Annotated in this window: 22 protein-coding genes and 1 rRNA gene; 8 read left to right on the top strand and 15 right to left on the bottom strand. The window is 70.8% G+C overall.

What is annotated here, in order from left to right; translation table 11 throughout:
• Positions 1 to 90: ribosomal RNA gene (rrf, locus tag IG94_RS39760) — 5S ribosomal RNA — on the top strand; the annotation flags it as partial.
• Positions 91 to 172: 82 nt separating this feature from the next.
• On the opposite strand, the gene IG94_RS0129835 is transcribed toward rrf, so the two are convergent.
• Together IG94_RS0129835 and IG94_RS0129830 are read right to left on the bottom strand one after the other, a co-directional pair.
• Positions 173 to 835, bottom strand: a complete 663-nt coding sequence (locus tag IG94_RS0129835; RefSeq protein ID WP_031044182.1) for a response regulator — start codon at positions 833 to 835, stop codon at positions 173 to 175.
• Positions 832 to 2100, bottom strand: coding sequence for a sensor histidine kinase (locus tag IG94_RS0129830; protein ID WP_031044179.1), 1269 nt, complete (start codon positions 2098 to 2100; stop codon positions 832 to 834). Before IG94_RS0129830 ends, IG94_RS0129835 begins: the two co-directional genes overlap by 4 nt.
• A 95-nt stretch (positions 2101 to 2195) precedes the next feature.
• Between IG94_RS0129830 and IG94_RS0129825 the strand changes: the two genes are divergently transcribed.
• Positions 2196 to 2765 (top strand): GNAT family N-acetyltransferase, encoded by a 570-nt coding sequence (locus IG94_RS0129825; protein WP_031044177.1) that lies wholly within the window; start codon positions 2196 to 2198, stop codon positions 2763 to 2765.
• 21 nt (positions 2766 to 2786) lie between these two features.
• On the opposite strand, the gene IG94_RS0129820 is transcribed toward IG94_RS0129825, so the two are convergent.
• The 6 genes from IG94_RS0129820 to IG94_RS0129795 form a co-directional block, all read right to left on the bottom strand.
• A complete protein-coding gene (locus tag IG94_RS0129820; protein ID WP_031044172.1) occupies positions 2787 to 4325 on the bottom strand; it encodes a type IV secretory system conjugative DNA transfer family protein in 1539 nt (512 codons plus the stop codon).
• Positions 4326 to 4362: 37 nt separating this feature from the next.
• Positions 4363 to 5775, bottom strand: coding sequence for an ATP-binding protein (locus IG94_RS0129815; RefSeq protein WP_031044169.1), 1413 nt, complete (start codon positions 5773 to 5775; stop codon positions 4363 to 4365).
• Between the two features lie 12 nt (positions 5776 to 5787).
• Complete coding sequence (locus tag IG94_RS0129810; protein ID WP_031044167.1) at positions 5788 to 7347, bottom strand: SCO6880 family protein; 1560 nt, start codon at positions 7345 to 7347, stop codon at positions 5788 to 5790.
• Positions 7344 to 8672, bottom strand: coding sequence for a membrane protein (locus IG94_RS0129805; protein ID WP_031044164.1), 1329 nt, complete (start codon positions 8670 to 8672; stop codon positions 7344 to 7346). Before IG94_RS0129805 ends, IG94_RS0129810 begins: the two co-directional genes overlap by 4 nt.
• Positions 8662 to 9462, bottom strand: coding sequence for a DUF8175 domain-containg protein (locus IG94_RS0129800; protein ID WP_031044162.1), 801 nt, complete (start codon positions 9460 to 9462; stop codon positions 8662 to 8664). The genes IG94_RS0129805 and IG94_RS0129800 overlap by 11 nt, the downstream gene beginning before the upstream one ends.
• 166 nt (positions 9463 to 9628) lie before the next feature.
• Entirely contained in the window at positions 9629 to 9937 is a 309-nt protein-coding gene (locus IG94_RS0129795; RefSeq protein WP_031044159.1) for a hypothetical protein, read from the bottom strand.
• A 359-nt stretch (positions 9938 to 10296) separates the two neighbouring features.
• Between IG94_RS0129795 and IG94_RS0129790 the strand changes: the two genes are divergently transcribed.
• Complete coding sequence (locus tag IG94_RS0129790) at positions 10297 to 11316, top strand: C40 family peptidase (protein ID WP_157852339.1); 1020 nt, start codon at positions 10297 to 10299, stop codon at positions 11314 to 11316.
• A 204-nt stretch (positions 11317 to 11520) separates the two neighbouring features.
• On the top strand, positions 11521 to 12225 hold the full coding sequence (locus IG94_RS0129785) for a phosphatase PAP2 family protein (RefSeq protein WP_031044155.1): 705 nt from the start codon (positions 11521 to 11523) through the stop codon (positions 12223 to 12225).
• 20 nt (positions 12226 to 12245) lie between these two features.
• Here IG94_RS0129785 and IG94_RS0129780 read toward each other — a convergent pair whose 3' ends face one another.
• Together IG94_RS0129780 and IG94_RS42960 are read right to left on the bottom strand one after the other, a co-directional pair.
• A complete protein-coding gene (locus IG94_RS0129780) occupies positions 12246 to 13796 on the bottom strand; it encodes an FAD-binding oxidoreductase (RefSeq protein WP_031044153.1) in 1551 nt (516 codons plus the stop codon).
• A 285-nt stretch (positions 13797 to 14081) separates the two neighbouring features.
• Positions 14082 to 14252 carry a hypothetical protein gene (locus IG94_RS42960; RefSeq protein ID WP_169752405.1) on the bottom strand — a complete coding sequence of 57 codons (171 nt, stop codon included), beginning with the start codon at positions 14250 to 14252 and terminating at the stop codon, positions 14082 to 14084.
• 91 nt (positions 14253 to 14343) lie between these two features.
• Between IG94_RS42960 and IG94_RS0129775 the strand changes: the two genes are divergently transcribed.
• Positions 14344 to 15222: an SCO4651 family lipoprotein gene (locus IG94_RS0129775; protein ID WP_031044152.1), complete on the top strand. Its 879-nt coding sequence runs from the start codon at positions 14344 to 14346 to the stop codon at positions 15220 to 15222.
• Between the two features lie 76 nt (positions 15223 to 15298).
• Positions 15299 to 15463, top strand: coding sequence for a hypothetical protein (locus tag IG94_RS42955; protein WP_164711397.1), 165 nt, complete (start codon positions 15299 to 15301; stop codon positions 15461 to 15463).
• Here IG94_RS42955 and IG94_RS0129765 read toward each other — a convergent pair.
• A complete protein-coding gene (locus tag IG94_RS0129765) occupies positions 15449 to 15832 on the bottom strand; it encodes a metal-sensitive transcriptional regulator (RefSeq protein ID WP_031044149.1) in 384 nt (127 codons plus the stop codon). The genes IG94_RS42955 and IG94_RS0129765 overlap by 15 nt on opposite strands.
• Positions 15833 to 16065: 233 nt before the next feature.
• Between IG94_RS0129765 and IG94_RS0129760 the strand changes: the two genes are divergently transcribed.
• Positions 16066 to 16686 (top strand): DUF47 domain-containing protein, encoded by a 621-nt coding sequence (locus IG94_RS0129760; RefSeq protein ID WP_003974832.1) that lies wholly within the window; start codon positions 16066 to 16068, stop codon positions 16684 to 16686.
• Between the two features lie 7 nt (positions 16687 to 16693).
• Positions 16694 to 17692, top strand: coding sequence for a low-affinity phosphate transporter PitH (pitH, locus tag IG94_RS0129755; protein WP_031044146.1), 999 nt, complete (start codon positions 16694 to 16696; stop codon positions 17690 to 17692).
• A 131-nt stretch (positions 17693 to 17823) separates the two neighbouring features.
• Here the strand turns inward: pitH and pstB are convergent, their stop codons facing one another.
• From pstB to pstS, 4 genes are all read right to left on the bottom strand, one after another.
• Positions 17824 to 18600 carry a phosphate ABC transporter ATP-binding protein PstB gene (gene pstB, locus IG94_RS0129750; RefSeq protein WP_031044144.1) on the bottom strand — a complete coding sequence of 259 codons (777 nt, stop codon included), beginning with the start codon at positions 18598 to 18600 and terminating at the stop codon, positions 17824 to 17826.
• A 91-nt stretch (positions 18601 to 18691) separates the two neighbouring features.
• A complete protein-coding gene (pstA, locus tag IG94_RS0129745) occupies positions 18692 to 19741 on the bottom strand; it encodes a phosphate ABC transporter permease PstA (protein WP_031044140.1) in 1050 nt (349 codons plus the stop codon).
• Entirely contained in the window at positions 19738 to 20748 is a 1011-nt protein-coding gene (gene pstC, locus IG94_RS0129740) for a phosphate ABC transporter permease subunit PstC (RefSeq protein ID WP_031044137.1), read from the bottom strand. The genes pstA and pstC overlap by 4 nt, the downstream gene beginning before the upstream one ends.
• Before the next feature lie 152 nt (positions 20749 to 20900).
• Positions 20901 to 22028 carry a phosphate ABC transporter substrate-binding protein PstS gene (gene pstS / locus IG94_RS0129735; RefSeq protein WP_031044133.1) on the bottom strand — a complete coding sequence of 376 codons (1128 nt, stop codon included), beginning with the start codon at positions 22026 to 22028 and terminating at the stop codon, positions 20901 to 20903.
• Between the last annotated feature and the right edge of the window lie 142 nt (positions 22029 to 22170).

The following is a 22170-nucleotide window of genomic DNA, read 5'->3' as shown; positions in this document are numbered from 1 at the left end:
CCCGGTTACATTTCGAACCCGGAAGCTAAGCCTTACAGCGCCGATGGTACTGCAGGGGGGACCCTGTGGGAGAGTAGGACGCCGCCGAACAATTATTGCGAGAGAAGCCCTGTACCGGGAACGGTGCGGGGCTTTTCTGCGTTCAGGGTCGGGGTGTTTTCCAAGAGACCCTTCAGCCCACCAGGTTCGTTTCGTAGGCCAGGATGACGGCCTGGACCCGGTCCCTCGAACCCGTCTTGGCCAGGATGCGGCCCACATGGGTCTTGACCGTCGACTCGGCGAGGTGGAGGCGCTCCGCCATCTCCGTGTTGGTCCATCCCTGGCCCATCACCCGCAGGATCTCGGTCTCGCGGTCGGTGAGAGCGGCCAGGCGGGGATCGGGAGCGGCGTCCCGGGCGGTCTCGGCGGTCGGCAGGTGGTGGACGTACGCGTTGAGCAGGCGGCGGGTCAGGCTCGGGGCGACCACCGCGTCGCCGGCCGCCACCGCGCGGATGCCGGCGAGGAGCTCCTCGGGCTGGGCGTCCTTGACGAGGAAACCGGAGGCGCCGGCGCGCAGGCCGGAGTAGGCGTACTCGTCGAGGTCGAAGGTCGTGAGGATGAGGACGCGGGTGCGGTCGCCGCCCGCGACGATGCGGCGGGTCGCCTCGATGCCGTCCAGGCCGGGCATCCGGACGTCCATGAGGACGACGTCGGGGTGGAGTTCGGCCGTCATCCGGGCGGCTTCGGCGCCGTTGGCCGCCTCGCCGACGACCGTCATGTCGTCCTGGCTCTCCAGGAGCATCCGGAAGCCGAAGCGCTGGAGGGGCTGGTCGTCGGCGATGAGGACGGTGGTCACTGCGGGGTTTCCTCCGGGAGGTGTAGGTGGACGCGCCAGCCTCGTTCGGGGGCGGGCCGTGGGCCTGCCTCAAGTGTGCCGCCGTACAGGGACGTCCGTTCCCGCATTCCGGGCAGCCCGCGGCCTCCTCCGGACGGGCCGGCGGGGAGCGGGCCGCCGCGGCCGGTGTCCGTGACGGTGAGGGTGACGGCGCCGGCGGTCGCGTAGGAGAGGGCGATGTGGGCCGTGGCGTCGGGGCCGGCGTGCTTGAGGGTGTTGGTGAGGGCTTCCTGGATGACGCGGTACAGCGTGAGCTGGCGGCCCTCGGGGAGGGCGGCCTCGCCCCGGACGGTCGTACGGACGGGCAGGCCCGCCCGGCGGACGCCGTCGAGGAGGCGGTCGAGGTCGGTGAGGGCGGGCTGCGGGGACAGTTCGGCCCGGCCGGTGGTGCCCTGGTCGTCGTCGCGCAGGATGTCAAGGAGGCGGCGGAGTTCGGCGAGGGCCTGGCGGCTGGTGCTGCCGATGGCGTCGAGGGCCTGGGTGGCGCGGTCGGGGGACTTGGCGGCGGCGTAGCGGCCGCCGTCGGCGAGGCCGGTGATGACGGAGAGGTTGTGGCCGATGATGTCGTGCATTTCCCGGGCTATGCGGGCCCGTTCGGCGGCGGCGGCGAGCCGGACCTGCTGGTCGCGTTCGGTCTCCAGGCGGCGGGCGCGGTCCTCCAGGACCCGGGTGTAGTCGCGCCGGGTGCGGACCGTGATGCCGATGAGGGCGGCGACGCCGATGGCGGACAGCTGCGAGCCGAGCTGCTGGTGCCACGGGCCGGCGCTGTCCCCGTAGCGGGCGACCGCGAGGCAGGTGGGGGCGGTCGCGAGGGCCACGGCCCACCAGAGGCTGCGCAGCGGCAGGCGCAGGGCGACGTGGTGCACGAGGAGGAGCTGGAGCAGGGCGGCCTGGAGGGCGGCGCCGGTCCACACGCTCACCAGGGCCGCGGGGAGCGTGGCGAGGAGGGCGGCCCCGGGGTGGCTGCGGCGCCACAGGAGGGGGACCGAGAGGCCGAGGCTCAGCACGAGGACGAGGCCGACGGGGACGCCGGGGTCGTGGGCGACGGTGCGCCAGCCGCCGGAGGCGTCGATGAGGGCGGCCACCACCCAGAAGCCGGTGAGGTGCAGGTCCCAGACGAGGGGCCGGCGGCGGTCGAAGGCGCGGAGGCGGCGGTTGACGCGCTGGACGTACTCGGTGAGGGGTTCGGCCGCCCGGTTCTCCGGCTCGGGCTTCACGTGGTCCATCCGACCATGGTCGGGGTTCGGGGGCCGTGGGGCGTCGGCCCGGCGGAGCGTATATGGGGTGAGGGGCGTAGTACCCGGGTACTACGGTGACCGGCATGAGTGTCTCGGTCCCCGGTGACTACGTGATCCGCTCCATACGCGCCGACGAGTGGCCCGCGGTGAAGGAGCTGCGGCTGCGCGCGCTGCGGGATCCGGTCGCCGACCTGGCGTACCTGGAGACGTACGACGACGCGGCGGCACGACCGGACTCCTTCTGGCAGGAGCGGGCGGCCCGGGGCGCCGAGGGGGCCCCGGAGGGTTCCGGGGTCCGGCAGATCGTCGCCGAGGGGCCCGGCGGGCTGTGGATCGGCACGCTGACCGTGCTGGTGGAGGAGGCCGGGACGACGGACTGGGCCGGGTTCGCGGTGGAGCGGCGGCAGGGCCACGTCGTGGGGGTGTTCGTACGGCCCGAGTGGCGGGGGAGCGGGCTGACCAAGGCGCTGTTCGACGCCGGAGCCGAGTGGGCGCGGGCGAACGGTGCGGAGCGGGTCCGGCTCATCGTGCACCCGGAGAACGGGCGGGCGCGGGCGGCCTACCGCAAGTCCGGCTTCGTACCGAGCGGTCGGACGGTGCCGCTGGCGGGCGGGCCCGGCGACCACGAGTTGGAGTACGTGCTGGAGCGCTGACGGCGGGTCCGGCGGGCCGCTCTAGACGGGCAGTTCGTCGTGGGGCCAGCGTGCGCGGGCCTGTTCGCGGGAGCGGAGCAGAGCCAGGGTCGGCATGCCCGTGTCCGCGCCGGTGGACAGCAGCTCCGGAAGCCGGGGGAAGGGGGCCACGGCCGCTACGTCGTCCAGGACGAGGGCCATTGGTGGGTCGAGGCGACCGGAGGATGACCGTTCGGCCATGCGCCGGCCGCGCTCGACCACGCTTGAGGCGAGCGCCGTCAGCAGCGGCATCGCGCCCGGGCTCGTCCTGGGGTCTTCGATGGATTCCCCCACCACGTAGAGCGTGCCCTGTTCGTGGATGAAGGAATCCAAGGTGAGGGCATCATTTCGGTGGGGAGTGCAGGCCTCTCGGATGTTGACCGTGGAGAGGGCGGCCAGGGCGCGGGCGGTGAGTTGCTGGGCCATGTCCCGGCGTTCGGGGTGGGCGGTGAGGGCCCCTTCGAGTTCGCCCGCGGAACCGGGGGCGGCCTTGGGGTGGGTGCGCAGGACGCGTACGGCGTCCTGGATCTGCAGGCCCTGGGACCAGCGGTGGACGTGGCGGATGGTGCGGCCGTCGACGGCGGCGGCGTGGAGGTAGCTGCGCAGCAGCAGTTCGGCGGTGTCGCCGAGCGCCTGGTCGAGGCGGGCGGTGGGGCGGACCGGGGCGAGGAGGGCGGCGGCCCGGCTCGTCGCCGTCGCTCTGTCCTCGCAGCCGGCGGTGGGGGACCAGTGGAGGCGGGCGGGGGTGTCGCAGAGGTGCGCGGGGTCGTAGAGGAGGACCGGGCCGAGTTTGGCGCGGGCGTCCTTGGTGTCCGACCAGAGGGCCGGTGCCGAGGTGACGACGAGGGCGGCGCCCTCCGCGTCGCGCAGGGCCTGGACGGCCGTGGAGCGCCGGGTGTCCGGGGGGCCGTAGTGGACCGCCTTGCGCAAATGGGCGGCCTCCCACTCGCCGGGTCTCTTGCCGTCGGCCAGGACGGACAGGGGGATGGCGGGCTCGGTCTCCACGGCCTCCGCGATCTCCCCGGCCTCCGGGACCTGCTGGGGTTCCTGGGCCGGGGGTTTCGGCTGAGGCGACCTCGGCGTCGGCACCTCGTGCACCACCGGAGTGGGCTCCGGTGCCGGTGCCTTGGTCGGCTCCGGCTCGCGCGAGGGTGCCGCCGCGGCCTCGGCCCGCCGTCGGCGGCGTACGGCCCGCCACCGCGCCACCGTGCCCATCACGAACACCGCCAGGACGACCAGCACCATCAGCTGGCCGATGAACAGCCCCCAGAACAGCCCGTACCCCGACAGTGCCGTCTCCGGGGCCTCCGGCCAGGCGCCGGGGAGGTCGTGGGGCTCGGCGATCAGCTCGCGCATGGCCAGCGGGGTGCCGCCGAAGGTGACGCCGGAGGGCCAGGAGCCGTGCGCGAACAGGCCGGACAGGCCCGTCGCCGTCCACACCAGCACGGTCATGCCGAGGAGGAAGGTGAGGATGCCGAGCAGCAGGCCGTCGGGGATGCCGCCCTGGGACGGCCGCTGCTCGCGGTGGTCGTCCGGTCTCATGCGTCCGGTGCCTCTCCGTTGCCTCTCGGGGTACGCCCTACGCCACCGTCGACTCGGACGAGTCGCCGATGTGCTGCTCCATGAAGGCCGCCGCCCGCTCCTCGGCCTCCAGCTCCGCCGCGCGCAGGGCGTCGTCGGCGAAGTCGGTGGAGGACTCGGTCATCGCGCGGTCGGTGAAGACCAGGGGGCGTTCGGTCTCGGTGATCAGGTGTTTGACGACCTGTACGTTGCCGTTGACGTCCCAGACCGCGATGCCCGGGGTGAGGGTCGGGATGATCTCCACCGCCCAGCGCGGCAGGCCCAGGACGCGGCCCGTGGCCCGTGCCTCGTCGGCCTTCTGGGCGTAGATGGTGCGGGTGGAGGCCATCTTGAGGATCGCCGCCGCCTCTCTGGCCGCCGCGCCGTCGACGACGTCGGACAGGTGGTGCACCACCGCCACGAAGGACAGGCCCAGCCGGCGTCCGAACTTCAGCAGCCGCTGGAACAGCTGCGCCACGAACGGGCTGTTGATGATGTGCCAGGCCTCCTCGACCAGGAAGATGCGCTTCTTGCGGTCGGGCCGGATCCAGGTGTGCTCCAGCCACACGCCCACGATGGCCATCAGGATGGGCATGGCGATGGAGTTGCGGTCGATGTGGGAGAGGTCGAAGACGATCAGCGGGGCGTCGAGGTCGATGCCGACGGTCGTCGGGCCGTCGAACATGCCGCGCAGGTCGCCGTCGACGAGGCGGTCGATGACCAGCGCGACGTCCAGACCCCAGGCCCGTACGTCGTCTATGGCGACGTTCATCGCCTCGGCGGACTCCGGCTCGGGGTGGCGGAGCCGCTCGACGATGTCGGTCAGGACGGGCTGGCGTTCGACGATGGACTCGTTGACGTAGGCGTGCGCGACCTTGAGCGCGAAGCCGGAGCGTTCGTCCAGGCCGTGCCCCATGGCGACCTCGATGATCGTCCGGAGGAGCGCCAGCTGGCCCGTCGTCGTGATCGCCGGGTCGAGGGGGTTGAGGCGGATGCCGTGGTCGAGGGCGGCCGTCGGGTCGAGGCGGATGGGGGTTATGCCCAGTTCCTCGGCGATGAGGTTCCACTCGCCGACGCCGTCCTCGCCCTGGGCGTCCAGGACGACGACCTGGCGGTCCCGGAAGCGGAGCTGGCGCAGGACGTACGTCTTCTCCAGGGCCGACTTGCCGTTCCCCGACTCCCCGAGCACCAGCCAGTGCGGGGCGGGGAGCTGCTGGCCGTAGAGCTGGAAGGGGTCGTAGATGTAGCCCTTGCCGGAGTAGACCTCCCGGCCGATGATCACGCCGGAGTCGCCGAGGCCGGGCGCGGCGGTCGGCAGGTAGACCGCCTGCGCCTGGCCCGTGGACGTGCGGACCGGGAGGCGGGTCGTCTCCACCTTCCCGAAGAGGAAGGACGTGAAGGCGTCGGTGAGGACGGACAGCGGGTCCCGCATCAGGCTCAGCCCCTACCTTCGGATGCCGGTGGCGAACGGAAGAGTGTTCACGAAGGCGCGATGGTGCTCACGGTCGCACCACTCCAGTTTCAGGTACGACTTGCCGGCCGAGGCCCGTATCGTCCGCTTGTCGCGGGCCAGCGCCTCGGGGGTGCGGGAGGAGACCGTGATGTAGCCGACCAGGTTGACGCCGGCGGCGCCGCTGGCGAGGTCCTCGCCGCGCTGGTCGAGCCGGGAGTGGGCGGCCATGTCACGCGGGTCGACGGTGCGGTTCATCTTGGCGGCGCGGGAGGCCTCCGCCTCGTCGTTCGTCTTCTCGGTCAGCATGCGCTCGATGGCGACCTCGGTGGGTTCGAGGTCCATCGTGACCGCGACGGTGCGGATGACGTCCGGGGTGTGGACGAGGAGCGGCGCGAGGAAGTTCACGCCGACCGGGGTCATCGGCCACTCCTTCACCCAGGCGGTGGCGTGGCACCAGGGTGCGCGGGTGGCGGACTCGCGGGTCTTGGCCTGGAGGTAGGTGGGCTCCATGGCGTCCAGCTCGGCCGGCCAGGCGTTGCGCTTGGTCATCGCCTGGATGTGGTCGATCGGGTGGTCCGGGTCGTACATGGAGTGGACGAGCGAGGAGAGCCTGCCCTGGCCGAGGGGCTGGCGGACCCGGATGTCGGCCTCCTGGAGGCGGGAGCAGATGTCGGTCAGCTCGCGCGCCATCACGACGGCGAGGCCCGCGTCCCGGTCCAGCCTGCGCCCGCCGTGGGGCCGGGCGGCGCGGGCCATGGCGTGCGCCTCGGCGGCCAGGTCGCGGGTGTAGTGCATGCAGGCGATGAGGTAGGCGCGGTGCTGCTCGCTGCTGGTCGACACCATCGACTGGAGCTGGTCGTACGACTGCTGCAGCCAGGGCAGCGCCTTGTCGTCGCCGCGCTGGGTGACGTCCTTGGCGTGCGCGTCGGGGTCGGCGGGGAGGGTGCGGGCGAGCATCTGGATGCGGGTGACGAAGCCGTCGCCGTTGGCCACGTGCTTGAGCAGGGTGCCGAAGCGGTCGACGAGGGCTTCCTGGTCCTCGGAGTCGCGCAGGCCGACGCCGGGGCCCTCGATCTCGATCGCCGCCGTGACCGTCTTGCGGTCGGCGTGCAGCAGTACGGCGATCTCGTCGGGCCCGAAGGGTGCCGCGAGCCAGCTGATGCGGCCGATGCCGGGCGGCGGTCCGACCTCGACCTCCCGACCGTCGATCCGGGTGCCGGCCTCGACGGCGCCGGACCGGTAGGCGGTGCCGGTGCGCAGCGTCCGCTTGAAGCTGCGGTTGATCTCGAACCACTTGTAGAACGTGCGGTGCTTGTACGGCACGTAGACCGCCGCCAGCGCCAGCATCGGGAAGCCGCAGAGCAGGACGATGCGCAGGGTGAGGACGGGGACGAGGAGCCCGCACATCATGCCGAGGAACGCGCCCGCGACGATCAGCGCGATCTCACCGGTCTCGCGGTTGCGGCCGACGATCGCGTTCGGCCGGGCGCGGCCGATCAGATACGTACGGCGGGGCGTGACCGGATGGGACACGTGGGACTCGGTCGTCAACGCCCGTCACCTCCTGTGCTCTTCGTGCCGCTGTTGCGGGTGTTGCTGGCGTGGGGCGAGTTCACCGGGCTGCCTTGGCGCGGTGCGGGTGCGGCGGAGGGGACGCTTCCGCCGCCGTTCGTGGGGCGCGAGCTGTGCGCGGCGACTCCGCCGGAGGCGGGGTTCGAGGGGCGGGCCGCGGCGGAGGACGAGGACTGCCCGCCTCCTCCGTCGCCGTTGCCGCGGGTGCTGTGGGTTCTGATGCCCTGCGCGACGAGGTTCGCCGGGGAGCTCATCACGGCGGCGGCCTTGCCCTCGGCGCCCTGCATGATGCGGTTGTTGCGGCCGTTGGCGATCTCGTCGCCGAAGCCGGGCACGAAGCGGTAGATCATCGCGGAGGCGAAGATCGCGAGCAGGATGATGGCGAGGCCGGAGACGATGGCGGCGACGGAGTCGGGTCCGCCGTCCGCGGTCAGCGCGCCCGCGAGGCCCAGCACGATGACGATCACGGGTTTCACCATGATCACCGCGATCATGATGCCCGCCCAGCGGCGGACGTGGCCCCACAGGTTCTTGTCGACCAGACCGGCGTAGACGACGACGCCGAGCAGCGCGCCGACGTAGAGCAGGACGGCGCGCAGGTACAGCTCCAGGTAGAGCACGCCGGCGGCGATGATCGACACGAACGACACGATGATCAGCATGATCGGGCCGCCGCCGATCTCGTCGCCCTGCTTCAGCGCGTCGGAGAACGTGCCGAAGAACGCGTCCGTCTGGTCGCCGGTGCCCTTGGCCAGGACGTCGGTCACGGCGTCGGTGGCCGACACGATCGTGTAGAGGATCAGCGGCGTGAACGCCGAGGCCAGCACGGTGAGCCAGAGGAACCCGATGGCCTCGGAGAGCGCGGTGCTGAGCGGCACGCCGCGCACGGCGCGCTTGGCGACCGCCAGCAGCCAGAGGACCAGCGTGAGGATCGCCGACGCCGCGAAGACGACGGCGTACTGCTTCAGGAACGTGCCGTTCGTGAAGTCGACGTCGGCGGTGTTCTTCACGGCGTCGCTGAGCGTGTCGACGGTCCAGGCGGCGGCGTCGGCGCAGCCCTTGGCGAGGGAGGAGAGGGGATCGAGGGTGGTGGAGGGGCTGTAACTGTCCCCGCCGCCTCCGCCGGAGCCGCCGCCCTCGCCTCGCTCGCAGTACTTTCTGGCGGCTCCCTGGATCTGGTCGCAGGTGTCGTCGCTGGGGGTGGGCGTGGGCTCGGCGAAGGCACGCGTGGCGAAGAGGACAGCCGCCGCCTGTACGGCGGCGACGACCCCGGTCAGTTTGAGTACGCGCCGGTCAGCGGGCATACGTGAACCCTCCGTACTCCTGGACGGCCTTCGCCATCTCGTCGGCGGTGGATGCCTTGTCGTCGCCCGGAATCGGTGCCGGACCGTCCTTCTGGGAGTGCGTCACGATCTTCCAGTCGTCACCGGCCCACTGGAGCTGCACGGTGATGGTGAACCAGGTGCTGGTGACGGGAGAGGTGGAGTTCTGCCCCGCGAGTCCGAGGAGACCGTTGCACCAGACCTCGACGGTGGTCCCGTCGGCCGACCGCTCGGTGACCTTGGAGCCGATCGGGCTGGTGCGGGAGACGAAGGTGTAGCCCTTCGGCGTCGAACCGTCCTCGTTCAGGCCGACGTTCTTGTTGAACGCCGGGGTGTACGCCTTGTCCATGGTGGCCTGGAAGTCCGCCACTCTGTCGGGGACGACGACGGCCTGCAGGATGGCGTCGCGCTCGCCCTTGTCGAACATCCCGTCGGACCCCAGCGCCTCGGCGTAGTTCGCGGCGGCGCTCTGCGCCCCCTGTTCGTCGTGGGCGAAGCCCGACTGGACGGGGCGGGTGCCGGTGGGGGCCGTGGACGAGGCGTCCGGCTTGTTTCCCGCCGCGCCCTTCGCGGATGCGGAACCGTCTCCTCCACGGTTCGCAAAGGCGATCGCGGCGATGAGGAGGACGACGACCCCGACCACGGTGATCAGGCTGCGCGAGGACGAGCGGCCGCCGCGTCGGGGGCCGCCCTCCGGCTCGGGCAGCCGGAGTCTGGTCTGCCCGGTGCCGCCGTAACCGCCGGAGGACTGGTGATCGTCTCCGAGACTCATACCGTGTACGCCCCCTCGACGCCGTGTCTGCCGTAGAAGTACGACGGTAGCCGTGCTGGTTCCCGCGCGGGCGCGGTGTTATGACTCGACATCAGGGAAACGCAACCTCAGCCAGGTTGGCACGACGGGCGGGTGGGGTGGAAGACGGGGGCGGGGGCGTACCGGGCTACACGGCCATCCCGTACACAATGGTGAACAGCGTGCCGAGTGAGCCGATGATGAACACGCCTGTGAGGCCCGCGACGATGAGGCCCTTGCCCTGCTCGGCGCTGAAGGTGTCCCGCAGCGCCGTGGCACCGATGCGCTGCTTGGCCGCGCCCCAGATGGCGATGCCGAGGCAGAGCAGAATGGCGACGGCCATCACCACCTCGATCATGACCTTGGCCTCGTTGCCCAGGCTGCCGAAGGGGCCCCAGTCCGGAGCAATCCCCCCGATGATGGTGTTGATGTCTCCCTCGTCGGCCGCAAAGAGCATGTAAGTCACCGCCCCTGTTGGGTAGTTCCGCGCCCTCTGCGGACGTGCAGAGGTCAAGCCTCATTGTCGCCGACAATGAGGCCGTCGTATGTCGACTTGGCGTCATTGGTTGGCGGGTTTCGTACGAATAGCTTGCCACCGCCCCGGGCCGGCTGGTCAGTCGGCTCCGAGACGGCTTCCTGTGGTCGTATCGTCACTCTGTGTATCACGATGGGGCATGGCTGGCAACGATGTGTTAGCGAAACCTGGGGAGTGGTTCGATCGTTAGGCCCTGATGCGGTGACGGCGGGGCGGCAAACAGGTGCACCTGGTCCGGCGGCGGCCGACATGGCTGGAAAGCGTCACTGAACGGCGGGCTCGTGGGGGATGGTTGGGGCATGCGCAAGATGTGGATCGGGGCCGGGGTCGCCGCGGCCGGCGGGACGGGCTTCGTGATGCTGCTCGTGGTGGGGGTCTACCTCGTCGGCGGGGACTCGGCGGGCGGCTCGGGAGGCGAGGGGAAGAAGCTGGCCAAGGGGTCGGTGCCCGCGGCCTACCAGCCGCTCGTGCAGGAGGCGGGCAGTCTCTGCCCCGCCATCAATCCGGCGCTGCTCGCCGCCCAGCTCTACCAGGAGAGCGGCTTCGACCCGAAGGCGCAGAGCGCGGCGGCGGCGCAGGGGATAGCGCAGTTCATTCCGGGGACGTGGGCCGTCCACGGAGTCGACGGGGACGGGGACGGCGACCGGGACGTGTGGGACCCCAACGACGCCATTCCGTCGGCGGCTTCGTACGACTGCTCCCTCGCCTCGTACGTGAAGAGCGTGCCCGGCGACCCGACCGAGAACATGCTGGCCGCCTACAACGCCGGGCCGGACGCGGTGATCCGGTACCAGGGCGTGCCGCCCTACGCGGAGACCCAGAACTACGTCAAGACCATCACCACCCTGGCGGAGAGCTTCGCCGAGCCCGAGACGCGGGTCGATCCGTCCGAGCAGGCCGCCGGGGCCATCGCCTACGCGCAGAAGAAGCTCGGCACCCTCTACCTGTGGGGCGGCAACGGCACGCCCGAGCAGGGCGGGCGGTTCGACTGCTCGGGCCTGACCAAGGCGGCGTACGAGAACGTGGGGATCGAGCTGCCGCGGGTCGCCAACGACCAGTACAACGCGGGGGCGCATCCCGGCCGCGACGAACTGCTCCCCGGGGACCTGGTGTTCTTCTCGGACGACCTCACCAACTCGCGCGCCATCCGGCATGTCGGGATTTACGTCGGCGGCGGGTACATGATCGACGCGCCGAGGACGGGCGCTGTGATCCGGTTCGACCCGATCGACACCCCCGACTACTTCGGGGCCACCCGGGTCACCGAGGATGGCGCGAAAGCATTGCCCACCACGGTGTGAATGGCAGGGTTTGAACCCAGCGTGAAACCCTGCCCTGAGCTGCGGTGACGTATCTCTCTTCGATAACGTCTGAGTGATCATTCGGTGGAGCGTGGAACGTATCTACGGGGACCGTGCGTTCCTGTTGGCGTAGGTGACCACGGGGGTGGCTGAAGAGGCGCGCGAGACGCGTGCCGGAGGACATGACGAAGGGGCCGCAGCACCATGGCTGGACTCGCCGAATCCGGGTCGAACCCCGACGTCGAGCTGCTCTACGACATCAACGGCCTGGCCAAGGACGCACCGCACTGGTTCGACCGGGTCATGGAGTTCGTCGGTGAGTACGGGCTGCTGTTCGCGATCGTGCTGCTGGTGCTGGGGTGCTGGTGGGGCGTGCGACGGCGGGGCGGTGAGGACGCGGCGTCGAACGTGGCGGCCCTCGTCTGGGCGCCGCTCGCGGCCGGGGTGGCCGTACTGATCAACGTGCCGATACGGGGCTTCGTCGAACGGCCCCGGCCCTTCAACAGCCACGAGGGCCTCGAAGTGCTCGTCGACGGCAAGGACGACTTCTCCTTCGTGAGCGATCACGCCACTCTCTGCATGGCGCTGGCCGTCGCCCTGTTCGTCGCCAACCGGAAGCTCGGCATCGTCGGGATCGTGCTCGCGCTGTTCGGCGGCTTCATCCGCGTGTACATGGGCGTGCACTACCCGACGGACGTCGTGGGCGGCTTCGCCCTCGGTACGGCGGTCGCGCTGCTGCTCTCGCCGGTCGCCATGGCGCTGCTCACGCCGCTGACCCGGGCGATCGAGCGGTCGCCCCGGGTGGGGTGGCTGGTCAGCGCGCGCGGCCGGGACGGCGGGCGTGGTGCCGTGGTGCCCGGGGCGCGCACGGAGGGCGCCGAGACGGGGGAGCGGGACCTCGCCGCGTAGGCCGCCGGGCCGGACGGGCCCTACAGCGCCTGCGGGTAGGTGAAGACGCGGTCCGGGTCGTACTGGTGCTTCAGGCGCGCCAGGCGCGGGGCCGCGTCTCCGTAGTACGCCTTCCGCCAGTCCGTCAGATCCGGGTCCGCGTAGTTCTGGTAGGCCGCGCCCGACGCGTACGGGCGCATCGCCCGGTGGGCGGAGGCCAGCCAGGACCGGGCCGCGGCGCCGTCGGTGCCGGGCCGCCAGGAGACGAGGTACTGGGCCAGCATGCGGGAACGGCGGTGCACGAACGCCGTCGCCGTGGGGGAGACCCGGTTCACCGCGCCGCCCAGTGCCGTGAGCGCGACGCTGCCGGCGCCGCCGCGTACGGAGGCGACCTGGTCGAGGAGGGCGCTGACGCCGGCCGGGCCGATCGAGCGGTCGAAGAAGTCGGAGCGGGCCGCGTACGTCTCCCGGCCGAGCGCACCCTCGGGCGAGCGGCCGGGGGACGAGCCCGGCAGGTGGCAGCGGGCGTCGGTCGAGAAGGACGAGCAGCCGGCGTACATCTCCATCGCCTCGTCGTACGTACGGCGTCTGAGGGAGACGCTGCTCGCCGGGGAGCCGGCGCGGTCGGCGAGGCGGTCGACGGCGTTCTGCAGTTCGCCGTAGGTGCCGAGGGAGAAGGCGGAGACGGAGACGGCGGGGGTGCCGCCGGGGGACGCGGCCAGGTGCAGGGACGACCAGATCTCGTCGGGCTGGTCCGGGCCCCACTCCTGCCAGGCGCGGACCACGGCGGCGGCCTTGCGCCAGGGCCAGGTCAGGTACGCCGACACCGCCTGCGGCGCGGGGTGGGTGCGGAAGCGGAACTCCGTGACGACGCCGAAGTTGCCGTTGCCGGCGCCGCGCAGGGCCCAGAAGAGGTCCTGGTGGTCGCCCGTCGCGTCGGCGGTGATCTCCTTGCCGTCCGCCGTGATCAGGGTGGCCCGGGTGAGGCTGTCGCAGGTCAGGCCGTACGCGCGGGAGACGACGCCGTGGCCGCCGCCGAGGGTGAGACCGGAGATGCCGACGGTGGGGCAGGAGCCGGCCGGGATGGTGACGTCCTTCGCGGCGAGCGCGCGGTAGACGTCGATGAGTTTGGCGCCGGCGCCGACGACCGCCTCGCCGGCGGAGGCGCGGACGCGGCTCAGCTCCGAGACGTCGATGATGAGGCGGCCGTCGCCGGAGGACCATCCGGCGTAGGAGTGGCCGCCGTTGCGGATCGCGACGGGGACGCGGTGGGCGCGGGCGTAGGAGAGGGCGGTGCGGATGTCGTCGGCGTGGGCGGCGTAGGCGACGGCGGTGGGCTTGAGGGTGTCGAAGCGGGTGTTGTAGAGGCGGTGGGCGGTGGGCCAGGCGTCGTCGCCGGGGCGGAGGAGCCGGCCGTCCAGGGACTTGGCCAGGGCGGTCCAGGTGGCGGGGGCGCCGGGGGTGTTGGGGGCGCCGGGTGCTGGGGTGCGGGGGGTGTTGGTGGGGGCCGGGTTCTTGGCGGTCGTGGTGTCTTTGGTGGTGCAGGTGGGGGCGGCGCTGGTTGTCCCGCCAGGAAAAGTGCCCTTGTCAATGCCCCTCCGGGGGGGCCGGTGGGGGGTTTTTGGGGGGAGAGGGGGGTGTGGGGGTGGGGGTTCCACGGGAGGTCGTCCGGCGTTGACCGGGGAGGTCGTCCGGGGTCCGGCCCGTGCGCGGTGTTGACGCGGGGCGGGGGCGGGGGTGGGTCGCGCTGCCCGGCGCTTGCGGGGTGCCGCTGCGCCCACCCGTGCCGCCCCAGCGGCACGACTGCCCGCAGCTCGGGCGGCACGCACTGCCCGCGGCGGCGCGGCACGCACTGCCCGCCCCAGCGGCAGCCGGGGTTACGTGGAGGTGTGGGTCTGGGCGTCGGTGCGGGCCTGGCTTCTGGCTCTTCGGGCCGGGCCGCGCCAGCCGCAGGTGCAGCGGGCCAGGCAGAAGGGGCCCTGTTCGACCGTTGTCGTGGCGTGTTCCGGGGTGCCCCCGGGGGCTTCGAGACCGTCCTGCTGCGACACGCCCACAACGTTACCGGGGTCGCCTGCCCCTCGTTAACCGGGACGGCAGGGGCTTTCGGACGGGCGAGACGGTTTGGAACAGCAGGTGGGCATGGTCGGGCGGAATCGGGAGAGAGAAGCGGGAAAGGGGCCGGGCGGCGGCCCCGCGCTCGCCGCGGTCGTGGTCTGCGTCTGCCTGGCCGGCGCCGGGTGCTCCGGGCAGGGCGCCGCCGTGCAGGGAGCGAATGCCGGTGATCCGGTTGCCGTGCTGCACCGGGCCGCCGACCGGCTCGTGGACGCGAAGAGCGCCAAGACGCGGACCGCGATGGAGATGGCCAGCGGCGGGACCCGGGTGACCATCCGGGGCGAGGGCGTGTACGACTTCCGGGAACGGCTCGGGCATTTGAAGGTGCGCCTGCCGCAGGATCCGGCGGGAGCGAGCGAGCACCAGCCGATCACCGAACTGCTCGCCCCCGGGGCGCTGTTCATGAAGAACCGGGGCGCCGGCGTCCCGCGGGACAAGTGGGTACGGGTGGAGACCGCCTCGCTGTCGGACGGGAACCTGGTGACCGGCGGGGCGACGGACCCGTTCGCCGCCGCCGAGGTGCTGCGGGGGACGCGGACCGCGACGTTCGTGGGGCGCACCGAACTGGCCGGGACCGAGGTGCGGCACTACCGGGGGACCGCCGATCTCGCGCGGGCGGCCCGCGGTGCCTCGGACGGCAACAAGGAGGCGCTGGCCGCGGCGGCCGAGGGCTTCGCCACCGCGGAGGTGCCGTTCGACGCCTACCTCGACGACGAGGGACGGATCCGGAAGGTCCGGCACCGCTTCAGCTTCTCCAACGGTCAGGAGGGCGGCGCCGGCACCGTGGACGTCGCCTCGACCACGTTGCTCTACGATTTCGGCGCCGACGTGCGCGTGCGGCTGCCCGAGGGCGGGGACATCTACGCCGGCAAGATCGCGGCGGGGGCGGTGGACGGCAAGAACTAGCCCTTCCGTGCCATGCGCGGTGTGTAGCCGCTCCCTACTCTAGGAAGTCGGTGACGGCAGAGACGAGGTGACGCGTGTGGCTCCGGTCGGCGGTACGGCGGTTCAGGACCACGTGGCCCTCGCCGAGATCGAGCTGTGCGGCGAGCTGATCATCGCGGCGTCGGCCGCCCGGGAGCGGCTCAGCCTGGAGAGCATCGACAAGGTGCTGCGGGTCGCGGAGGAACGTTCACGTACGCAGTAGGCGTCCGATGGCCTTCGTCGCCTCCTCCACCTTCGCGTCGATCTCGGTGCCGCCCTTGAGGGCCGCGTCGGCGACGCAGTGGCGCAGGTGCTCCTCCAGCAGTTGCAGCGCGAAGGACTGCAGGGCCTTCGTGGAGGCGGAGACCTGGGTGAGTATGTCGATGCAGTAGACGTCCTCGTCGACCATCCGCTGCAGGCCCCGGATCTGGCCCTCGATGCGGCGCAGGCGTTTGAGGTGCTCGTCCTTCTGATGGTGGTAGCCGTGGATGCCGCGGTCGTGGTCGGTCACGATGTCCGTGCCGTCGGTCTCGGTCCGGTCGGTCCGGGCCGTGGCGGAGGAGGGCGTACCGCCGGCCTCTGTGGTCGTCATCGCGTCCTCCTGTGAGCGTGCGGGCCGGGACGGGGCGATAGCGGACATATACCCCTGGCGGGTATATGGTAACGAACTTTCCTGGGTAAGGGGCCCTTGCCGGAGGCCCCGACGTCGCCCCCCTGCTCATCACTGTGCCTGATGGGCGACACTGGGGGACGGCCCGTTAGCCGTGGCCGGATGATGCGCCTAGCATCAGCCTGACCGAAACCCATGCACCCCGAGGACCCCACGTGCGCTTTCGTCTGACCCCCAGGGAGACGAGCTTCTACGACATGTTCGCCGCGTCCGCGGACAACATCGTCACGGGCTCCAAGCTCCTCATGGAACTGCTCGGGGCGGACGCATCCGCCCGGGCCGAGATCGCAGAGCGTATGCGGGCCGCCGAACACGCAGGTGACGACGCGACGCACGCGATCTTCCACCAGTTGAACTCCTCGTTCATCACGCCCTTCGACCGCGAGGACATCTACAACCTCGCCTCGTCCCTCGACGACATCATGGACTTCATGGAGGAGGCCGTCGACCTGGTCGTCCTCTACAACGTCGAGGAACTGCCCAAGGGCGTCGAGCAGCAGATCGAGGTGCTGGCGCGGGCCGCCGAGCTGACGGCCGAGGCCATGCCGAACCTGCGCACGATGGACAACCTCACCGAGTACTGGATCGAGGTCAACCGGCTGGAGAACCAGGCCGACCAGATCCACCGCAAGCTGCTCGCCCACCTCTTCAACGGCAAGTACGAGGCCATCGAGGTGCTGAAGCTCAAGCAGATCGTGGACGTGCTGGAGGAAGCGGCCGACGCGTTCGAGCACGTGGCGAACACGGTGGAGACCATCGCCGTCAAGGAGTCCTGAGCTCTTCATGGACACCTTCGCACTGGTCGTGACCGTCGGGGTCGCGCTCTTCTTCACGTACACCAACGGCTTCCACGATTCGGCCAACGCGATCGCCACCTCCGTGTCGACGCGCGCGCTGACGCCCCGCGCGGCGCTCGCCATGGCCGCGGTGATGAACCTGGCCGGCGCGTTCATGGGATCCGGGGTCGCCAAGACCGTCAGCGAGGGGGTGATCCAGACCCCCGAGGGTTCGAAGGGGATGGGGATCCTCTTCGCCGCGCTCGTGGGCGCGATCGTCTGGAACCTGATCACCTGGTACTTCGGGCTGCCCTCCTCCTCGTCGCACGCGCTGTTCGGCGGCATGGTCGGCGCGGCGCTGGCCGGGAGTACGACCGTGTACTGGCACGGGGTCGTCGACAAGATCGTCATCCCCATGTTCGTGTCGCCGGTGATCGGTCTGCTCGCCGGTTACCTGGTGATGACGGCGATCATGTGGATCTTCCGGCGGACCAATCCGCACAAGGCCAAGCGCGGTTTCCGTATCGCGCAGACGGTGTCGGCGGCGGGCATGGCGCTGGGGCACGGTCTGCAGGACGCGCAGAAGACGATGGGCATCGTGGTGATGGCGCTGGTCATCGCCGACGTCGAGGAGTACGGCGACCCGATCCCGGTGTGGGTGAAGCTCGCCTGCGCGCTGATGCTGTCCGCGGGGACGTACGCCGGTGGCTGGCGGATCATGCGGACGCTGGGGCGGAAGATCATCGAGCTGGACCCGCCGCAGGGGTTCGCCGCGGAGACCACGGGGGCGTCGATCATGTTCGGGTCGGCGTTCATCTTCCACGCGCCGATCTCGACGACGCACGTGATCACCTCGGCGATCATGGGCGTCGGGGCCACGAAGCGGGTGAACGCGGTGCGGTGGGGCGTCGCGAAGAACATCATCCTGGGGTGGTTCATCACGATGCCGGCGGCCGCGGTGGTGGCCGCGGTGTCGTACTGGGTGGTGGATCTGGCGTTCCTGTAGGGCGTCCGGCGCGGATGCCGGGCGAGGAAGCTGCGCTGTTGTGCGGAAGGGCCCGCCCCCGGATCGGGGGCGGGCCCTTGGTGTCCTCGCGGTGGCACCGCCATGCAGCACCGTGAGGAGATCGGGGGTTCCTAGCCGAAGCGGCCGGAGATGTAGTCCTCCGTGGCCTGGACCGACGGGTTGGAGAAGATGCGCTCCGTCTCGTCGATCTCGATCAGCTTGCCGGGCTGGCCGACGGCCGCCAGGTTGAAGAAGGCCGTGCGGTCCGAGACGCGCGCCGCCTGCTGCATGTTGTGCGTCACGATGACGATCGTGAAGCGCTCCTTCAGCTCGCCGATCAGGTCCTCGATCGCCAGGGTGGAGATCGGGTCCAGGGCGGAGCAGGGCTCGTCCATCAGCAGGACGTTCGGCTCGACCGCGATGGCCCTGGCGATGCACAGGCGCTGCTGCTGGCCGCCGGAGAGGCCGGAGCCGGGCTTGTTCAGGCGGTCCTTGACCTCGTTCCAGAGGTTGGCGCCCTTGAGGGACTTCTCGACGATGTCGTCCAGCTGGGACTTCTTGTACTTGCCGTTCAGGCGCAGGCCCGCCGCCACGTTGTCGTAGACCGACATCGTCGGGAAGGGGTTCGGGCGCTGGAAGACCATGCCGACCTCGCGCCGCACGGACACCGGGTCGATGCCGGCACCGTAGAGGTTCTCGTCGTCGAGCATGACCTTGCCGTCGACGCGCCCGCCGGGCGTGACCTCGTGCATGCGGTTGAGCGTCCGCAGGAAGGTGGACTTGCCGCAGCCGGAGGGGCCGATGAAGGCCGTCACGGAGCGGGGCTCGACGGTCATCGAGATGTCCTCGATGGCGAGGAAGGAGCCGTAGTAGGCGTTCAGGCCGCTGACATTTATGCGCTTGGCCATGGGTATCACTGCTTCTTTCGGGGTCCGGTCGCGGACTGTGCTTCTGTGGGTCGCGTCAGCGACCGGCCGTGCGGCGTCTGCCGCACCGACGTCACCGCGGGGCCTTCCAGCGGGCGATGCCGCGGGCCGCGAGGTTGAGGATCATGATGAACGCGATGAGCGTCAGGGCCGCCGCCCAGGCACGGTCGTAGCCCGCCTCGGAGCCCGCGCCGTACTGCAGGTAGATGTACATCGGCAGCGACTCCTGCGGATCCTTGAACGGGTTCGCGTTGATGAAGTTGCTCCCCCAGACCAGCAGCAGCACGGGGGCCGTCTCGCCGGTGATGCGGGCGACGGCCAGCATGACGCCGGTGACGATGCCGCCGATCGAGGTCGGCAGGACCACCTTGATGATCGTGCGCCACTTGGGCACGCCCAGGGCGAGGGACGCCTCGCGCAGCTCGTTCGGGACGAGCTTGAGCATCTCCTCGGTGGAGCGGACGACCACGGGGATCATCAGGATGCACAGGGCGAACGAGCCGGCGACGCCGGACGGGCCCATGTCCAGGATCAGGACCCACAGGCTGAGCACGAACAGGCCCGCGACGATCGACGGGATGCCCGTCATGACGTCCACGAAGAAGGTGACGGCCTTGGCGAGCCGGCCGCGGCCGTACTCGACCAGGTAGATGGCGGTGAGCACACCGACCGGCACGGAGATCAGCGTGGCGATGCCGACCTGCTCCAGGGTGCCGAGGATGGCGTGGTAGATGCCGCCGCCGGGCTCGGCGTCGCCGACCACGCCCATCGAGTGGGTCAGGAAGTAGCCGTCGAGGACCTTCACGCCCTTCTTCACGGTCTCCCAGATCAGGGAGAGCAGCGGGATCAGGGCCATCAGGAACGCGACCCACACCATGCTGGTCGCGACGCGGTCCTTGGCCTGCCGCCTGCCCTCGACGCCCGCCGAGACGCCGTACGTGCCGCCGACGAAGAGGACCGCGGCGATCAGGGCCCACTGGATGCTGCTGTTCAGTCCGGCGGCGGCGCTGATGCCGAGGCCGAGGAGGACCGAGCCGGCCGCGACCGCCCACGGGAACCACTTGGGCAGCGAGGCGGCGCGCAGGGAGCTGCGGTTCTTGGGGGTCAGGGTTGCGTTGCTCATGCGTTGGCCCCCGAGTACTCCTTGCGACGGGCGATGATCATGCGGGCACCGCCGTTGACCAGCAGGGTGATGACGAACAGGACGAGACCGGAGGCGATCAGCGCGTCCCGGCCCATCTCGGTGGCCTCGTTGAACTTGCTGGCGATGTTCTGGGCGAAGGTGCCGCCGCCCGGGTCGAGCAGGCTGGCGGAGATGTCGAAGGTCGGCGAGAGCACCATGGCCACGGCCATCGTCTCGCCGAGCGCGCGCCCGAGGCCGAGCATCGAGGCGGAGATGACGCCGGAGCGGCCGAAGGGGAGCACCGACATCCGGATGACCTCCCAGCGCGTGGCGCCGAGGGCCAGCGCGGCCTCCTCGTGCATGCGCGGGACCTGCCGGAAGACCTCGCGGCTGACGTTGGTGATGATCGGCAGGATCATGATCGCGAGCAGGATGCCCACGGTGAACAGCGAGCGCCCCGCGCCGCCGTTCCACTCGAAGACGCCGGTCCAGCCGAGGTACTGGTCGAGCCAGCCGTAGAGCCCGTTCAGGTGCGGCACGAGGACGAGGGCGCCCCACAGGCCGTAGACGATCGACGGCACGGCGGCGAGCAGGTCGATCACGTAGCCGATCAGACCGCCCAGCTTGCGCGGCGCGTAGTGCGTGATGAACAGCGCGATGCCGACCGAGACCGGGACGGCGATGGCCATGGCGACGATCGACGACACGACGGTGCCGTAGACCAGGACGGCGATGCCGAACTCCGGCGGGCTGCCGGTCGGGTTCCACTCGAAGGTGGTGAAGAAGTTCGCCTCGTCCTCGCTGATGGCGATCGAGGCGCGGTACGTGAGGAACGCCGCGATGGCGGCCATGATGACCAGCACGAGGATGCCGGACCCGCGGGAGAGCCCGAGGAAGATCCGGTCGCCGGGGCGGGTCACGCCGCGTGCGGCGCTCTTGTCCCCGGTGGCGGGCGGCTGGGGCGTGGGGGAGGGGGTTGGCTTCTGGGTGTCCGTTGTTATGTCCATCGGGTTCTCCGGTCTGCGGAGCCGCCGTGGTCGGCGGCCCGGGCGGAGCCCCGGTCGACCGGGGGCTCCTGGCGGCGGTGCACCGGACGGTGCGGTCCGGTCCCCGGGCGGGGACGCTGTCGGTCCCGTGCGGGGACCGGACCGCACTCGGGTCAGCTCAGGCCCGAGATGGTCTCGCGGACCTTGGTGATGATCTCGGTGGGCATCGGGGCGTAGCCGGCGTCCGCCAGCAGGCCCTGACCGTCCTCGGAGGCCATGTAGTTCAGGAAGGACTTGGTGGCGGGCAGGGTGTCCGCCTTGTTGCCCTTGTCGCAGGCGATCTCGTACGTCACCAGGACGAGCGGGTAGGCGCCGGCGGCGTCCGGGGTGTAGTCCAGCTCGAGGGCGAGGTCCTTGCCGGTGCCGACGACCTTGGCCGCGCCGATGGCGGCGGTGGCATTCTCGACGGTGGCCTTGACCGGCTCGGCGGCCTCGGTCTTGACGTCGACGGTGGTGATGCCGTCCTTGGCGTAGGACAGCTCGAAGTACGAGATGGAGCCGGGCGTCTGCTTCACCTGACCGGCCAGGCCGGAGGAGCCCTGCGCGGACTGGCCGCCCTTGGCCTCCCAGGACTTGCCGCCCTCGTACTTCCAGTCCTGCGGCGCGGCGGCCTTCAGGTACTTGGTGAAGTTGTCCGTGGTGCCGGACTCGTCCGAGCGGTGGAAGGCCTGGATCTTCAGGTCCGGAAGCTTGGCGTCGGGGTTGAGCTTCTTGATCGCCTCGTCGTTCCAGTTGGTGATCTTGCTGTCGAAGATCTTGGCGATGGTCGGGGCGTCCAGGACGAGCGAGTCGACGCCGGTGACGTTGAAGCCGACCGCGATCGGGCCGCCGACCATCGGCAGGTCGATGGCCTGGCCGTCGGTGCAGACCTTCTTCGAGGCCTCGATCTCCTCGGGCTTCAGGGCGGAGTCCGAACCGGCGAACGCGGTCTGGCCCTGCGTGAACGCGGTGATGCCCGCACCGGAGCCGGTCGGGTTGTAGTTGATCTGCACGTTCTTGCAGGCCGAGACGTACTGCTTGACCCAGGCGTCCACCGCGTTCTGCTGCGCGGAGGAGCCGGAGGCCTGGAGCTGGCCCTTGGCGTCGTCGCACTTGATGTTGCTGTTGGAGGCGGCGGAGCTGGAGTCGCCGCCGCTGCCACCGCTGGTGTCGTCGGAGCCGCACGCCGTGAGGGCCAGGGCGCCGGAGACGGCGAGAGCACCGAGAGCGAGGGCCCGCCGGTTCACGCGCTGAAGCTTCACTTGAGGGAGTTCCTTCCAGGAGCCGCCGTCCTGAATCCGGCGGCGTGCGAGGACTGCGATACGGGTGCGATACGCACGCGTTTTCGGGATGCGCCCGTATCGGGTAAGGCCGAAATTAGGCAGAACAGGTGAAGCCGCCGAT

The sequence above is a fragment of the Streptomyces olivaceus genome, assembly GCF_000721235.1.
GTDB lineage: Bacteria > Actinomycetota > Actinomycetes > Streptomycetales > Streptomycetaceae > Streptomyces > Streptomyces olivaceus.
The sequence above is the reverse complement of the archived record's forward strand: the minus strand, read 5'-3'. Positions and strand labels throughout refer to the sequence as shown.

What these genes read in the sequence shown, in the direction of transcription:
- IG94_RS0129830 (WP_031044179.1), bottom strand. Translation starts at nt 2,100, where the DNA reads ATGGACCACGTGAAGCCCGAGCCGGAGAACCGGGCGGCCGAACCCCTC.
- IG94_RS0129825 (WP_031044177.1), top strand. Translation starts at nt 2,196, where the DNA reads ATGAGTGTCTCGGTCCCCGGTGACTACGTGATCCGCTCCATACGCGCC.
- IG94_RS0129820 (WP_031044172.1), bottom strand. Translation starts at nt 4,325, where the DNA reads ATGAGACCGGACGACCACCGCGAGCAGCGGCCGTCCCAGGGCGGCATC.
- IG94_RS0129815 (WP_031044169.1), bottom strand. Translation starts at nt 5,775, where the DNA reads ATGCGGGACCCGCTGTCCGTCCTCACCGACGCCTTCACGTCCTTCCTC.
- IG94_RS0129805 (WP_031044164.1), bottom strand. Translation starts at nt 8,672, where the DNA reads ATGCCCGCTGACCGGCGCGTACTCAAACTGACCGGGGTCGTCGCCGCC.
- IG94_RS0129800 (WP_031044162.1), bottom strand. Translation starts at nt 9,462, where the DNA reads ATGAGTCTCGGAGACGATCACCAGTCCTCCGGCGGTTACGGCGGCACC.
- IG94_RS0129795 (WP_031044159.1), bottom strand. Translation starts at nt 9,937, where the DNA reads ATGCTCTTTGCGGCCGACGAGGGAGACATCAACACCATCATCGGGGGG.
- IG94_RS0129785 (WP_031044155.1), top strand. Translation starts at nt 11,521, where the DNA reads ATGGCTGGACTCGCCGAATCCGGGTCGAACCCCGACGTCGAGCTGCTC.
- IG94_RS0129775 (WP_031044152.1), top strand. Translation starts at nt 14,344, where the DNA reads ATGGTCGGGCGGAATCGGGAGAGAGAAGCGGGAAAGGGGCCGGGCGGC.
- IG94_RS0129765 (WP_031044149.1), bottom strand. Translation starts at nt 15,832, where the DNA reads ATGACGACCACAGAGGCCGGCGGTACGCCCTCCTCCGCCACGGCCCGG.
- pitH (WP_031044146.1), top strand. Translation starts at nt 16,694, where the DNA reads ATGGACACCTTCGCACTGGTCGTGACCGTCGGGGTCGCGCTCTTCTTC.
- pstB (WP_031044144.1), bottom strand. Translation starts at nt 18,600, where the DNA reads ATGGCCAAGCGCATAAATGTCAGCGGCCTGAACGCCTACTACGGCTCC.
- pstA (WP_031044140.1), bottom strand. Translation starts at nt 19,741, where the DNA reads ATGAGCAACGCAACCCTGACCCCCAAGAACCGCAGCTCCCTGCGCGCC.
- pstC (WP_031044137.1), bottom strand. Translation starts at nt 20,748, where the DNA reads ATGGACATAACAACGGACACCCAGAAGCCAACCCCCTCCCCCACGCCC.